11 protein-coding genes and 1 pseudogene are annotated in these 13,381 nt (G+C 70.2%); 7 read left to right on the forward strand and 5 right to left on the reverse strand.

Features of this window, described 5'->3' with window-relative positions; genetic code table 11:
* The first annotated feature begins 372 nt into the window (after positions 1-372).
* The 4 genes and pseudogenes from ACFYO2_RS28480 to ACFYO2_RS28495 all read left to right on the forward strand — a co-directional run bounded on the left by ACFYO2_RS28480 (position 373) and on the right by ACFYO2_RS28495 (position 4,754).
* Positions 373-1,421 (forward strand): annotated as a pseudogene (locus tag ACFYO2_RS28480) (IS481 family transposase).
* A gap of 196 nt (positions 1,422-1,617) precedes the next feature.
* Positions 1,618-2,145, forward strand: a complete 528-nt coding sequence (locus ACFYO2_RS28485; RefSeq protein WP_388354808.1) for a DinB family protein — start codon at positions 1,618-1,620, stop codon at positions 2,143-2,145.
* Positions 2,146-2,860: 715 nt separating this feature from the next.
* Positions 2,861-3,424, forward strand: a complete 564-nt coding sequence (locus tag ACFYO2_RS28490; RefSeq protein WP_388354809.1) for a dihydrofolate reductase family protein — start codon at positions 2,861-2,863, stop codon at positions 3,422-3,424.
* Between the two features lie 127 nt (positions 3,425-3,551).
* Complete coding sequence (locus tag ACFYO2_RS28495; protein WP_388354811.1) at positions 3,552-4,754, forward strand: cytochrome P450; 1,203 nt, start codon at positions 3,552-3,554, stop codon at positions 4,752-4,754.
* Here ACFYO2_RS28495 and ACFYO2_RS28500 read toward each other — a convergent pair.
* The 3 genes from ACFYO2_RS28500 to ACFYO2_RS28510 all read right to left on the reverse strand — a co-directional run bounded on the left by ACFYO2_RS28500 (position 4,737) and on the right by ACFYO2_RS28510 (position 7,757).
* Positions 4,737-5,000, reverse strand: a complete 264-nt coding sequence (locus ACFYO2_RS28500) for a hypothetical protein (protein WP_388354813.1) — start codon at positions 4,998-5,000, stop codon at positions 4,737-4,739. The genes ACFYO2_RS28495 and ACFYO2_RS28500 overlap by 18 nt on opposite strands.
* A 250-nt stretch (positions 5,001-5,250) precedes the next feature.
* The gene (locus tag ACFYO2_RS28505; RefSeq protein ID WP_388354814.1) at positions 5,251-6,852 is read right to left on the reverse strand and encodes an ABC transporter permease; all 1,602 of its coding nucleotides are present in this window, start codon (positions 6,850-6,852) and stop codon (positions 5,251-5,253) included.
* Positions 6,849-7,757 carry an ATP-binding cassette domain-containing protein gene (locus tag ACFYO2_RS28510; protein ID WP_388354816.1) on the reverse strand — a complete coding sequence of 303 codons (909 nt, stop codon included), beginning with the start codon at positions 7,755-7,757 and terminating at the stop codon, positions 6,849-6,851. Before ACFYO2_RS28510 ends, ACFYO2_RS28505 begins: the two co-directional genes overlap by 4 nt.
* Before the next feature lie 74 nt (positions 7,758-7,831).
* Here ACFYO2_RS28510 and ACFYO2_RS28515 point away from each other — a divergent pair, with 74 nt between their 5' ends.
* Complete coding sequence (locus tag ACFYO2_RS28515) at positions 7,832-8,329, forward strand: GbsR/MarR family transcriptional regulator (protein WP_388354818.1); 498 nt, start codon at positions 7,832-7,834, stop codon at positions 8,327-8,329.
* Positions 8,330-8,445: 116 nt separating this feature from the next.
* On the opposite strand, the gene ACFYO2_RS28520 is transcribed toward ACFYO2_RS28515, so the two are convergent.
* A complete protein-coding gene (locus tag ACFYO2_RS28520) occupies positions 8,446-9,957 on the reverse strand; it encodes an APC family permease (RefSeq protein ID WP_388354819.1) in 1,512 nt (503 codons plus the stop codon).
* Between the two features lie 192 nt (positions 9,958-10,149).
* Between ACFYO2_RS28520 and ACFYO2_RS28525 the strand changes: the two genes are divergently transcribed.
* Positions 10,150-11,538: an ethanolamine ammonia-lyase subunit EutB gene (locus ACFYO2_RS28525; RefSeq protein WP_388354821.1), complete on the forward strand. Its 1,389-nt coding sequence runs from the start codon at positions 10,150-10,152 to the stop codon at positions 11,536-11,538.
* A 20-nt stretch (positions 11,539-11,558) separates the two neighbouring features.
* Positions 11,559-12,350 (forward strand): ethanolamine ammonia-lyase subunit EutC, encoded by a 792-nt coding sequence (eutC, locus tag ACFYO2_RS28530; RefSeq protein WP_388355142.1) that lies wholly within the window; start codon positions 11,559-11,561, stop codon positions 12,348-12,350.
* On the opposite strand, the gene ACFYO2_RS28535 is transcribed toward eutC, so the two are convergent.
* Positions 12,335-13,228: a diacylglycerol kinase family protein gene (locus ACFYO2_RS28535; RefSeq protein ID WP_388354822.1), complete on the reverse strand. Its 894-nt coding sequence runs from the start codon at positions 13,226-13,228 to the stop codon at positions 12,335-12,337. The genes eutC and ACFYO2_RS28535 overlap by 16 nt on opposite strands.
* Between the last annotated feature and the right edge of the window lie 153 nt (positions 13,229-13,381).

A 13,381-nucleotide genomic window follows, 5' to 3' on the forward strand; every position in this document is an offset into this window, starting at 1 on the left:
GAGGCTGCTACCGCCTACTGTCAGGCGCTGGAGTTGACCGGGAACGACGCCGAGCGCGCGTTCCTGGCCGAACGCCTCGCCGGTCCGCACCGGGCATAGGTACCAGGCTCTCGGCCATCAGTCTTAGTCCGAGGCTGCCTCGGGATCTGGCTTCGTGAGGTCGGCCACCTCGACGTCGTCCTTCTTCGTACTCAGGGCGACCCCAGCAACCAGGACTCCGGCGACCAGCCGTCATCCGGCGCTCAGATCGGAGCATCTGACCTGTGTAGACCCTGGTGCGGGCAAAGCTGCGCTGCACCAGGGAAGGCCCCGTAGACAATCTGGATCACTGCATTGCGAGGGACACATGGCACGACCAGGCGGCGGGGGCCGATGGCCGGGCACCGCAACGCACCGCTGACTCCGGAGGGGCGATTGCGGCTCTGCCTGCGCATCGACGCAGGTCGGCCGATCGCGCACGTTGCGGCCGAGGCGGGGATCTCCCGCCGCTGCCTGGCGAAGTGGTACGCACGCTGGCGGGCGCACGGCGAGGACGGGCTGCTCGACCACTCCTCGCGGCCGGTCACCAGCCCAGCCCGCACCGCGCAAGACGTCGCGGACCTGGTGGAGGTGCTGCGGCGGCAGACCAAGCACGGGCCCGCCCGGCTCGCCGCCGACCTGAAGCGGCTGCACGGCATCACCGTGGCGCCGGCCACCGTGCACCGCATCCTCGTGCGCCGAGGACTCAACCGGCTACGCGACCTCGACCCACCCACCGGTGAGCAGCTGCGCAAGGTCATCCGCTACGAGCACGAGCACCCCGGCGACCTGATCCACGTCGACATCAAGAAACTCGGACGCATCCCCGCCGGCGGCGGCTGGCGGATGCACGGGGTCGGCACCGATGCCGCTCGCGCCTCCAAACGCACAGCTCCCGGCACCGGCAAGGTCGGCTACACCTACCTCCATACGGCGATCGACGACCACTCCCGCCTCGCCTACACCGAGGCCCTGGAGGACGAACGCGGCGTCACCGCTGCGGCGTTCTGGCACCGCGCCGTCGCGCTCTTCGCCGCCCACGACATAGCCCCTATACACCGTGTCCTCACGGACAACGGTGCTTGCTACCGGTCCCAGACCTGGGCCGCCGCTCTCGCCGCGACCAGCACGAAACACAGCGCACGCGCCCCTGCACCCCCAGAACGAAGAGGAAGGATGAACGCTTCAACGGCACTCTCTCCCGCGAGTGGGCGTATGTCCGCGACTACGCCTCCGAGCACGAACGCCGCGTCGCCCTCGCCGACTTCCTGAATTACTACAACCACGAGCGGCCGCACTTCGCCCTCGGTGGTCGACCGCCGATCAGCCGGACCACCGGCAGCGAATACCGCGTCAGCTTCGACCAGCCGCCAGAACGATCAACACCTTCCCGGAGCAGCTGACATTCGAGGACTTCGTGTAACCAAGGTCCCGAGACAGCACACCTAGCTCTCAGCGGCGACAGGAACGGCGGCACGGCGCTCAGGGCTGTTGCTGTGAGGTTTGATGTTTTGGCTTGCCTCGGGAGGCGTCGATCAGGCGTGTTCGTCGCCAGCGAAGACGGTCGTAGGTCATGGCCACTGCTGCCAGAGTGCGGTCATGACTACGACACCGGATGGACGGCCCATCCCGCCCGCGCATGCTGATGAGCGCGCCATGCTGGAAGCATGGCTTGACTTTCACCGTGCGACTCTCGCCCTCAAGTGCTCGGGCCTCAAAGATGATCAATTACGACTGGCCTCGGTGGCGCCATCGTCGATGACGCTGCTGGGTCTCGTCCAGCACATGGCTGAGGTGGAACGCAACTGGTTCCAGCGCGTGTTCACGGGCCAGGACGTGTGCCCGGTCTTCGGGGAGAGCAATGCTGATGGCTTTGCTCTTCATCCGGACCGTGGACTCGACGAGGCGACGGCTGTCTGGCAAACGGAAGTCGCTCGCGGCCGTGAGCTCATCGCCGCCGCATCACTGGACGACTCCGGTCGCCTGTCCGAACAGGAAGCTGGCCATGTAGGCGATCACGGCGTGTCGCTGCGCTGGATCATGGTCCACATGATCGAGGAGTACGCGCGTCACAATGGCCATGCCGATCTGATCCGAGAGCGCATCGACGGAGTCGCCGGGGCATGAGGCGCGTTTCCGCGACACGAATGACCGCACGGACGAGCCGACACCCCCTCAGCTGACGGTGGCTCGTTCGGCCTGGCCAGCGGGATCACGGAATGGGCCCGTCCACCGGGGCAGTGGACGGGCCATGAGGTATCAGCGGGATGCGTTCAGGCCGGTGGTTCCGGCCCGGTGAGGCGGGCTTCGAGGTCGGCGACGCGTCGGTCCTGGAAGCAGCGGGCGCGACCACGAACACTTCCCTGGCCCCCTCGACGCGCACCATGCGGCCGTCGTCTGGCGCGATCATGATGGCCGGTGGTGGGCTCGCCACCTCAACAACCAGGGCGTCTACCGGGGAGGCCGCATCCCAGGCATCGGACGCAGGCGAGCCGTGACACAGGCGAAGCGTGCCGCGCTGCCGCCGTCCTCCTGATCAACGCCGGCGCTTGACAAGCGCGGTCACCTTCGCAGCGGTTACTGAGACAGGACGTGTAGGGTCTCGCCGCCGATGACATGTCGATCTTCTGTGACCTGCTGGTTCTCTGTTGTCTCACCGCGATGTCACCCAAGATCAGTCTCAGATCGATGCCATTTCCACGGCGGAACGATGAGTCTGCGGCTGAGCCACCGGGCACGAGGACTACATGCGGACTACATGCGAGCTCAGATCGCGCACCGATGAGTTTCCCGCGCCGCGCCGGTCTGTACGCGTGAGACCGACTCACGGAAGGCTGACGGCATGCGGAAATTGATCTACGGCATGAACCTGACCCTGGACGGCTACATCGCCGCGCCCGGCGACGGCATCGGCTGGAGCGTGCCGAGCGACGAGCTGTTCCAGTTTTGGTCCGACCAGTTGCAGGCGACCGACCTGTCGCTGTACGGGCGCAAGCTGTGGCAGACGATGAGCTCATACTGGCCGACCGGCGACCAGCAGCCCAACGCCACCCCGGCACAGATCGAGTTCGCGCGCCGCTGGCGGGACATGTCGAAGGTGGTGTTCTCCTCGACGATCGACAAGGTCGACTGGAACACCCGCCTGGTCACCGGGGACGCGGTCGCCGAGATCACCCGGCTCAAGGCCGAGGACGGCGGCCCGATGGACATCGGCGGCGCGACGCTCGCCGGGGCGGCCATGCGGGCCGGGCTGATTGACGAGTACGTGCTGGCCACCGCGCCGGTCCTGGTAGGCGGCGGCACGCCGTTCTTCACCGCGCTGGACAGCTGGGTGAACCTGAACCTGGTGGAGACGCGGACGCTTCCCTGCGGCGTGATCCTGACCAGGTACGAGACGAGGCGCTGAGCGCCCGTCCGGGAGTCACGGGCCATATGCTCCGCGGGTGACACCGGAGGAGCTGGCTCGGTGCCGACCTGGTCGTTCGGGGCGTCCCCCCTGGTCAGGTAGGGGAGCCACGGTCTAACGTCCGTGCATGGCAGCCTTCGACCCGTGGGACCCAGCGTTCCTCGCCGACCCGTACCCCGCCTATGCCGACCTGCGAGTCAAGGGCCGTGTGATCCGTTACGAGCCCACGGACCAGTGGCTCGTCCCGCACCACGCGGACGTCTCGGCGCTGCTGCGGGACCGTCGCCTGGGCCGGACCTACCAGCACCGGTTCACGCACGAGGACTTCGGGCGGACGGCGCCGCCGGCCGAGCATGAGCCGTTCCATGTGCTCAACGACCACGGGATGCTGGATCTGGAGCCGCCGGACCACACCCGGATCCGTCGCCTTGTGTCGAAGGCGTTCACGCCGCGCACGGTGGAGCAGCTCAAGCCCTACGTGACCCAGCTCGCCGGGGAGTTGGTCGACGGGCTCGTGCAGCAGGGCGGCGGCGACCTGCTCACCGATGTCGCGGAGCCGCTCCCGGTGGCCGTGATCGCCGAGATGCTGGGGATCCCGGAGTCGGACCGGGCGCCGCTGCGGCCCTGGTCGGCGGACATCTGCGGGATGTACGAGCTGAACCCGCCGGAGGATGTGGCGGCGAAGGCGGTGCGGGCGTCGGTGGAGTTCTCCGACTACCTCCTTCAGCTGATCGCCGAGCGCCGCAAGGAGCCCGGCGAGGACCTGATCTCGGGGCTGATCGCGGCGCACGACGAGGGCGAGCGGCTGACCGAGCAGGAGATGATCTCGACCTGCGTGCTGCTGCTGAACGCGGGCCACGAGGCCACGGTGAACGCCACGATCAACGGCTGGTGGGCCCTGTTCCGCAACCCGGACCAACTGGCGGCCCTGCGTGCGGACCACACCCTGGTACCGTCCGCGATCGAAGAGCTCATGCGCTACGACACCCCGCTCCAGCTCTTCGAGCGCTGGGTCCTGGACGACATCGAGGTCGACGGTACGACGATCCCGAGGGGGGCGGAGATCGCGATGCTCTTCGGCTCCGCCAACCACGATCCCGAGGTGTTCCAGAACCCGGAGAAGCTCGACCTCACGCGCAGGGACAACCCCCACATCTCCTTCAGCGCGGGCATCCACTACTGCATCGGCGCGCCCCTGGCCCGTATCGAGCTGGCGGCGTCGATGAAGGCACTTCTGGAGAAGGCGCCGACGCTGAGCCCGGCGGCGGAGCCCAAGAGGAAGCCGAACTTCGTGATCCGGGGGCTGGAGGGGCTACCCGTGGCGGTCTGAGGCGCGGCCCAGCAGGACGGCGACCAGGGTGGTCACAAAGGCGGGGAGGGCCGCTCCGGCGAGGGCGACCAGGGGCAGTTCGGTGAGGACGGCGCCGTAGTCGGTGCCCTCGCCCTCGAAGCCGCCACCCAGGTGGCGGTGGGTGCGGTCCGAGGAGGCCCACAGGAACAGGGCCGTCACCGCGCCCGCCGTCGACAGCACGCAGCCGCCGCACGTCACCGCGTTCCGCTGGTCCCGTAGATCCATACCGACAGGGACGCCTCTCGCCCCGCCCCCGGTTCTCTGGCCGGGGAGGGGCGAGACGGCCGCCGGCGCCGCCGTGGCTCCGCGGGTTCCGGTCGGGGCGCAGAGGCCTTCCCGAGTCCGGTTCGCCCGAGTCCGGTTCTCCCGGGCTCGGCTTCCCGGGCCTGGTTCTCCCGGGCCGGGTTTCCCAGGGCCCCGCCCTCCCAGGTCCCGCCTCTCGAGTGCCGCCGCTCTCCCGGCCGAGTCGGCACAGTCAGGTCGTCATGTCCCGCCTGCGCAACCCCGCGAGCCCGCCGGCCGTGAGCACCGCCGCCAGGCCCAGCAGCGCCAGCACCGGCCCCCACTCCATGCCGCCCCCCGGCAGCTTCGGCAGATGGCCGAACGGGGACAGGTCCTGTACGGCCTGCGGGACGTCGAGGGCCGGGCCGACCCAGCCGATCAGGAGCACCGCCCCGGCCACGGCCCAGGCCGCCGTCGCCGCCCGCGGCAGGACGCCGTAGAGCAGGACCGCGAGGCCGCCGATCACCCACACCGCAGGGAGCTGCACCAGGGATGCGCCCAGGAGCGGGCCGATCTGCTCGCCGTAGCCGACCGCGAAGCCCAGCCCGGCGAGCAGCATGATCAGCGCGGATCCGGCGAAGGCGATCATCAGGTGGCCGGCGGTCCACCGCAGTCGGCCCACCGCGTTCGCCAACACCGGTTCCGCGCGCCCCGAGGTCTCCTCGCCGTGCAGTCGTAGCACCGAGGCGACGATGTACAGCGCGGCGATCAAGCCGAGCATGCCGATCATCGCCGACAGGAACGCGTCGGTGATCCCCGACTGGCCTCCCATCCGCTGGATGATCTCGCGGGCGTTGTCGTTGTCGCCGACGAGGTCGGCCGCGCCGTCGGTCATCCCGCCGTAGACGACCCCGGCGAGGAAGAAGCCGATGCTCCAGCCGAGCACGCTGCCGCGTTGCAGCCGCCAGGCCAGTGCCGCTGCCGAGCCCAGGCGGCCGGTCGCCGGTCCCGGGCGCGTCGGCAGGAAGCTCATGCCTACGTCCCGGCGGCCGGCGAGGGTGTAGGCGACGGCCGCCTGCGACGCCACCGCCGCGGCGAACAGGAGCAGGACCCACCAGCGTTCGGCCGCGTAGGGCCGTACGTTCTCCAGCCAGCCGAGCGGCGACAGCCAGGTCAGGACCGACGAGCCGTCGTCCGTCGCCGAGTCGCCCGCCGCGCGCAGCACGAAAGCCGCCCCCAGCACCCCCGCCGTGAGGCCGCGGACCAGCCGCGCGCTCTCCGTGAGCTGGGCGACGATCGCGGCCATCGTGGCGAAGACCATACCGACGCCGGCGATCCCGAGCCCGAGGGCGAGCGCGCCCGCCCCGCCGTGTCCGGCCAGCCCGGCGGCCAGGAGCAGGGCCAGTACGGCGTTTGCGACCGCCGCCGTCAGCAGTGCCGCTGTCAACGACGCCCTGCGGCCCACCATCCCCGACGCCAACAGTTCCTGGCGCCCGCTTTCCTCCTCGTCCCGGGTGTGCCGTACGACCACGAGGAGGCTCATCACGGCGGCCAGCGCGCCCGCGTACACGCCGACGCGCCACGCGGTCAGGGCGCCGAGCGAGTCGTCGAAGACCGGGCCGACCATCGCGCGCAGGGAGGGGTTGGTCTCCATCTGCCGTACCAGGTCGGCGCGTTCGGCGGGGGTCCCGTACAGGCCCTTCAGCGTGTTCGGCATGGAGAGGACCATCAGTGCGTTCACCCCGATCCAGATCGGGATCATCGCGCGGTCGCGGCGCAGGGCGAAGCGCAACAGGGTGCCGGTGCCCGCGAGGTGGCGGTGGCCTGAGGGCCGTAGGGCCGTGACGGCGGTCATCGGGCCGTCACCTCTGCCTGTACGTCCTCCTGGTAGTGCCGCAGGAACAGCTCCTCCAGCGTGGGCGGCGTCGACGTCAGCGACCGTACGCCCGACTCGCCGAGCGAGCGCAGGACGGCGTCCAGCTTGTCGGTGTCGACCTGGAGCCGCACCCGGTTTCCCTGTACGTCGAGGTCGTGGACGCCGGGGAGGTGCGTCAACCCGTTGGGCGCTCCCGCGAGTTCGGCGGTCACGCTGGTGCGTGTCAGGTGGCGCAGGTCGGCGAGCGAACCGGTCTCGACGGTCCGTCCCCTGCGGATGATGCTCACCCGGTCGCAGAGTTCCTCGACCTCGCTCAGGATGTGCGAGGACAGCAGGACCGTCCGGCCCCGGTCCCGCTCCTCCTCCACGCACCGCCGGAAGACCGCCTCCATCAGGGGGTCGAGGCCCGAGGTCGGCTCGTCCAGGATCAGCAGGTCGACGTCCGAGGCGAACGCGGCGACCAGGGCGACCTTCTGGCGGTTGCCCTTCGAGTACGTCCGTCCCTTCTTCGTCGGGTCGAGTTCGAACCGCTCGATCAGCTCGGCGCGGCGGTGGGCGTCGAGTCCTCCGCGCAGGCGGCCGTAGAGGTCGATGACCTCGCCACCCGACAGATTCCTCCAGAGCGTCACGTCACCGGGGACGTACGCGATCCGGCGGTGCACCTCGACCGCGTCCGCCCAGGGGTCACGGCCGAGGACCTGCGCGGCGCCCGAGTCGGCGCGCAGCAGGCCGAGCAGGACGCGGATGGTGGTGGACTTCCCTGACCCGTTCGGGCCGAGGAAGCCGTGCACCTCGCCGGTCTCCACGTCCAGGTCGAGACCGTCGAGCGCGTGCGTGCGGCCGAAGGACTTGTGCAGTCCGGACACCGTGATGGCCTTCGTCATGCTTCAGAAGATACGCTTCTTTCAGAAATTTGTGAAGTTAAGGAAACGTATGAAGCCCAGTTAGGATGGGCCGCATGACCGAATCAGCCGGGGCCGGGCGGGACGCGGAGGCCGTGTCGAAGTTCGTGGAAGCCTTCGCGGCCCAACTCGTCGAGGCCGGAATGCAACGGATGGCCGCCCGGGTGTTCGCCGCGCTCCTCGCGTCCGACTCCGGCGCCATGACCTCCGCCGAACTCGGCGAACAGCTCCAGGTCAGCCCGGCCGCCGTCTCCGGGGCGGTGCGGTATCTCGCGCAGGTGCACATGGTCTCGAGGGAGCGCGAACCCGGCTCGCGGCGCGAGCGGTACCGGGTGCACAGCGACCAGTGGTACGAGGCGCTGACGAACCGGGACGCCATCCTCAAGCGCTGGGGGCAGACCCTGCGCGAGGGCGTCGACAGCCTGGGCGCCGCCAGTCCCGGCGGACAGCGGATCGCCGAGACGCTCGCCTTCTTCGAGTACCTCGAGGGCGAGTTGAGCCGGCTGATGGAACGGTGGCGGGAGCACCGGGACAAGACCTTCGGCGGGGGCTGACTCCGAGACATCCCTTGCTGAGGAGCGGGACCGCCGCAAGAGGCGCAAGTGAAGCCGCACAGACCGAGGGCCCTGGTGGAGACCGACCTCTCCACCAGGGCCCAACCGCCGTACGGCTAACGCTCCTTCGTCTCCTCCAGTACTGTCCGCCCGATCAGCGCGTACCGGGACGGGTCGCGCCGCTTGAGGTACTGCGCGTACCCGATGCCCGCCGCCGCGATCAGTGCGACGATCCACGGTGTCGCCTTCAGCACCAGCGAACCGGACTCCGTGCCGGCCGCCACGCCCATGTTGGACACCAGCAGTACGACCACCGCGAGCATGGCCACCCCGCCCACCAGCGGGGCGGCGAACGTCTTGAACCAGTGCCGGCTCTCCGGGTGGTGGGAGCGGAAGTACGCCAGCACCGCGAAGGAGCACACCGCCTGCACGACGAGGATCGCCATGGTGCCGAGGATCGCGAGAAGGACGTACAGACCGGCGTACGGGTCCTTGCCCGCGATCCAGAACGCGGCGATGAGGACGGCGCTGACGATGGTCTGGACGAGGCCCGCGATGTGCGGGGAGCCGTGCTCGGCGTGGGTGCGGCCGATGGTCCGCTTCAGAGACGGCAGGACGCCCTCGCGGCCCAGCGCGTACATGTAGCGGGCGGCGCAGTTGTGGAAGGCCATGCCGCAGGCCAGCGAGCCGGTGATCATCAGCCACTGCATGACGACGACCGCCCAGTGGCCGACGTACTGCTCGGTGGGGTTGAAGAACAGGGCGAGCGGGTTCGCGGAGGAGGCGGCCGCTACGGCTTCCTTCTCGCCGTTGCCCGTGATGGCCATCCAGGAGACGAAGACGTAGAAGACGCCGACGCCGAGGACCGAGATCATCGTCGCCTTGGGGATGATCTTCTTCGGGTCGCGGGACTCCTCGCCGTACATCGCGGTCGACTCGAAACCGACCCATGACCAGAAGGCGAAGAAGAGGCCGAGGCCGGCGGAGGTGCCCTGGAAGGCGTTGACCGGGTTGACCGGGCCGAAGGTGAAGCCGTTCGGGCCGCCGCCGTGCAGGGCGACCGAGATCGCCATCGCGGCGAGGATCGTCACCTCGGTGGCCAGCAGGACGACGAGCAGCTTCTCCGCCACCGAGACGCCGAACCAGGTGCCCATCGCGTTGATGGCGAGCATCAGGATCGCGAAGATCCACCACGGGATGTGGAGTCCCGTCTGGTCCTTGAGGGTGGTGGTCGCGAAGGTCGAGAAGATGCCGATGAGGGCCGGCTCGAAGACGACGTACGCGAAGGTCGCGAGGAGTCCGGAGGCGAGGCCGACCGTGCGGCCGAGGCCGTACGAGATGAAGCCGTAGAAGGCTCCGGTGGAGGTGATGTGCTTCGCCATCGACGTGAAGCCGACGGAAAAGATTGCCAGGACGACCATTGCGACGAGGTAGCTGGCCGGGGCGCCGATGCCGTTGCCGGACGACACCATGAAGGGCACGTTGCCCGTCATCGCGGTGATCGGCGCGGCGGTCGCCACGGCCATGAAGACCACGCCGAGCAGGCCAATGGCGTTGGGCTTGAGCCGGTGGACGGTCTCCTCGCCGCCGGTCTTCGCCTCGGGGGCGACGCCCTCTTGTACTGCCATCGGGTGGCCCCTCTCCAGTCGGTCCGTATGGGTACTGGTCCGGAATCCTGAAGTGCGAATGAGTCACGGAGAGGGCTGCGAGCGTTAAATGCATGTCAACTAGACCTTTAGAAACCGGGCGTGGCGAACGCCTTGGTTAACTCTGTGGCAGCTCGTGGACCGGGCCGGACGAAGCCTCGTAGCGTCCTCGGCATGAGCACCTACACGTCCACCCTCGGTGGCGAACGCCACCGCTTCGACTCGCTCGCGCGCCTGCTCGCCGCCGCGAGCCCCGAGCGCTCCGGCGACCGGCTGGCCGGACTCGCCGCGTCGTCCGCCCGGGAGCGGGTCGCGGCACGCTGGGCGCTGTCCGAGGTGCCGCTCGCCACCTTCCTCACCGAGCCGGTGGTCCCGTACGAGACCGACGACGTGACCCGGCTGATCCTCGACACCCACGACCCGGTGGCCTTCGCACCGGTGGCCGGGATGACCGTCGGAGAGCTGCGGGAGTGGCTGCTGTCCCAGGCGGCGGACGCCGAGGCGCTGGCGGCGGTGTCGCCCGGGCTGACCCCCGAGATGGTCGCGGCCGTGTCCAAGCTGATGGGGAACGCGGACCTGGTGGCCGTGGCGCGGAAGACGCGGGTGGTGACGGCCTTCCGCTCGACGATCGGCCTGCCGGGCCGGCTGGCGACCCGCCTCCAGCCCAACCACCCCACCGACGACCCGGCGGGCGTGGCCGCGGCCCTGCTCGACGGTCTGCTGCTGGGCTCCGGCGACGCGGTGATCGGCATCAACCCGGCGACCGACAGTGCGAAGGCGGTACGGGACCTGCTGGAGCTGCTCGACGGGGTGATCGACCGGTACTCGATCCCGACCCAGTCGTGCGTGCTGTGCCATGTGACGACCAGTGTGGACCTGATGGAACGCGGGGCGCCCGTCGACCTCGTCTTCCAGTCCATCGCGGGTACGCAGGCCGCGAACACGTCCTTCGGGGTCACCCTCGGGCTGCTCGACGAGGCGTACGAGGCGGCGCGCGGGCTGGACCGGGGGACCGTCGGCAAGAACGTCATGTACTTCGAGACCGGCCAGGGCAGCGCCCTCTCGGCCGACGCGCACCACGGGGTGGACCAGCAGACGGTCGAGGCACGGGCGTACGCGGTCGCCCGCCGCTACGACCCCCTGCTCGTGAACACCGTCGTCGGCTTCATCGGCCCCGAGTACCTCTACGACGGCCGGCAGATCCTCCGCGCCGCCCTGGAGGACCACTTCTGCGGCAAGCTCCTCGGCCTGCCCATGGGCCTCGACATCTGCTACACCAACCACGCGGACGCCGATGACGACGACGTGGCCACCATGCTGACGATGCTCGGCGTCGCGGGCGCCTCGTTCGTGATCTGCACGCCGGGCGGCGACGACATCATGCTCAACTACCAGTCCGCCTCGTACCACGACGCCTTGTACCTGCGGGAGGTGCTCGGGCTGCGCCCGGCGCCCGAGTTCGAGGCGTGGCTGGAGTCGATCGGCCTGCTGGACGAACGCGGAGCGATCCGCGAGGTCACGGCACACCCACTGACGGCCATCGGACGGGAGCTGGCCGCATGAGTGAGACGGGAACCGGCGGTATGAGTGAACCGGTCGCGCACGAACTGGTCGCGCACGCCGAGGACTCGGCCCTCTGGTCGACGCTACGGCGTCACACCCAGGCCCGTATCGGCCTCGGCCGGGCCGGTTCCGGCCTGCCGACCCGGCACCGGCTGGAGCTCCAGGCCGCGCACGCGGCGGCGCGGGACGCGGTGCACTCGCCGTTCGACCCGGACACGGTCGCGGCCGCGCTGACCGGGACGCCGACGGTACGGGTCCGCAGCGCCGCCCCCGACCGGCTCACCTACCTCCAGCGCCCCGACCTGGGCCGCCGCCTGGACGCCACCGACCGCGCGCATCTGCCGTCGGGGGAGTGGGACGTGGTGTTCGTGGTCGCCGACGGGCTGTCCAGCCGGGCGGTGCACGAGCACGCGGCGGCGATGGTGCGGGCGACGACGGCCCGGCTGCCGGCCGACTGGCGGGTGGCCCCCGTCGTCCTCGCCGAACAGGCCCGCGTGGCCCTCGGCGACGACATCGCGCACGCGATGGGCGCGGCGATGGTGGTCGTCCTGGTCGGGGAGCGGCCCGGCATGTCGGCGGCGGACTCCCTGGGCGCGTATCTCACGTACGGCCCCCGCCCGGGCGTGACCACGGACGCCGACCGCAACTGCCTGTCCAACATCCGGCCCCCGCTGGGGCTGACCTACGAGAGGGCGGCGGGGAAGCTGGCGGCGCTGATGGGCAGGGCGCGGGAGCTGGGGCTGACGGGGGTGGGACTCAAGGACGAGTCGGACGCCCTCCCGGCGGCGGGGTCGGCTCAGTTCGCGGAGTGATCATCAGACGCCGCCACCGGCAACGTCAGCCCCCAAGCCCCCTCCCACACCGTCCACGTCCGCCTCCGCACCGGCCCCGACACCACCGCGTCCGCCCGGTACCGGAAGTCCGGCCCCGACACGGTGATCCGCCGCCCCGTCGCCAGCAGCGGAGTCGCCTCCGCGCCCACCGACAGCGGCCGGGCCTCGACCTCGGCCAGCCCCGAGGCGCCCGGGGTGACCGACAGGGCCTCCAGGGGCTGGTCCAGGTCCACCAGGGTGACCCCGTCGACCTCCACGCGGAGGCGGGAGTGCCCGAGGGCGGACGCCGGGGAGGGGGAGCGTGTGGGGCGGGCCGTCACCAGGGTCCGTACGAGGGACTGGCACGTCCTTATCCACGGGCGGCCGGAGTCGAAGTCGGCGCCGTGCCGGTCCGACTCCGCCGCATCCTCCGGCACCCCCAGCAGATGCGGAATCCGCAACGCCCCCAGCACCACCCCGTCGCTCTCGTCGACCAGCAGGTCCATGCGCCGCTCGGTGCCGTCCAGGACGGTCCGTGCCGCGGCCACCGCGCCCGCGGGGATGCCCAGGGAGCGGGCCAGGGCCTGGGCGCCCCCCACCGGCACCACCGACAGCCCGCATCCGGCCAGCTCCCGCCACCGGTGCAGCAGGGACACCGTCCGCACCAGGGTCTGGTCGTCGCCGATCACGACCGGCCTGCGGGAACCTTTTCTCCGGAGTGCCCGGGCGAATTCCTCGGGCCCCTCGGGGAGGCACACTTTCGTGGTCGCACCCGCGCTGAGCACGTCTTTTGCGATCCGTACGGCCTCACCGTCCATCCGGCGGGCGACCGGGTCTATGACCACCAGGAGCTGGTCGGAAGTCGCCACCTCGGTCATGCCTCGCTTCCTCGGGTAGCATCTTTGTGCAAGAGCCCCTTGCGCTATTGCGCCAGGGGCTTCGTCTATTCCGGGGCATCCGGTCCGACGGGTTGCGGCCAACGAAGGTCGCCGGTGTACGAAACAGGCTGTGCGAGGCACAGTCAATGGCGC

Source organism: Streptomyces sp. NPDC006602, from assembly GCF_042870385.1.
Classification (GTDB): Bacteria; Actinomycetota; Actinomycetes; order Streptomycetales; family Streptomycetaceae; genus Streptomyces.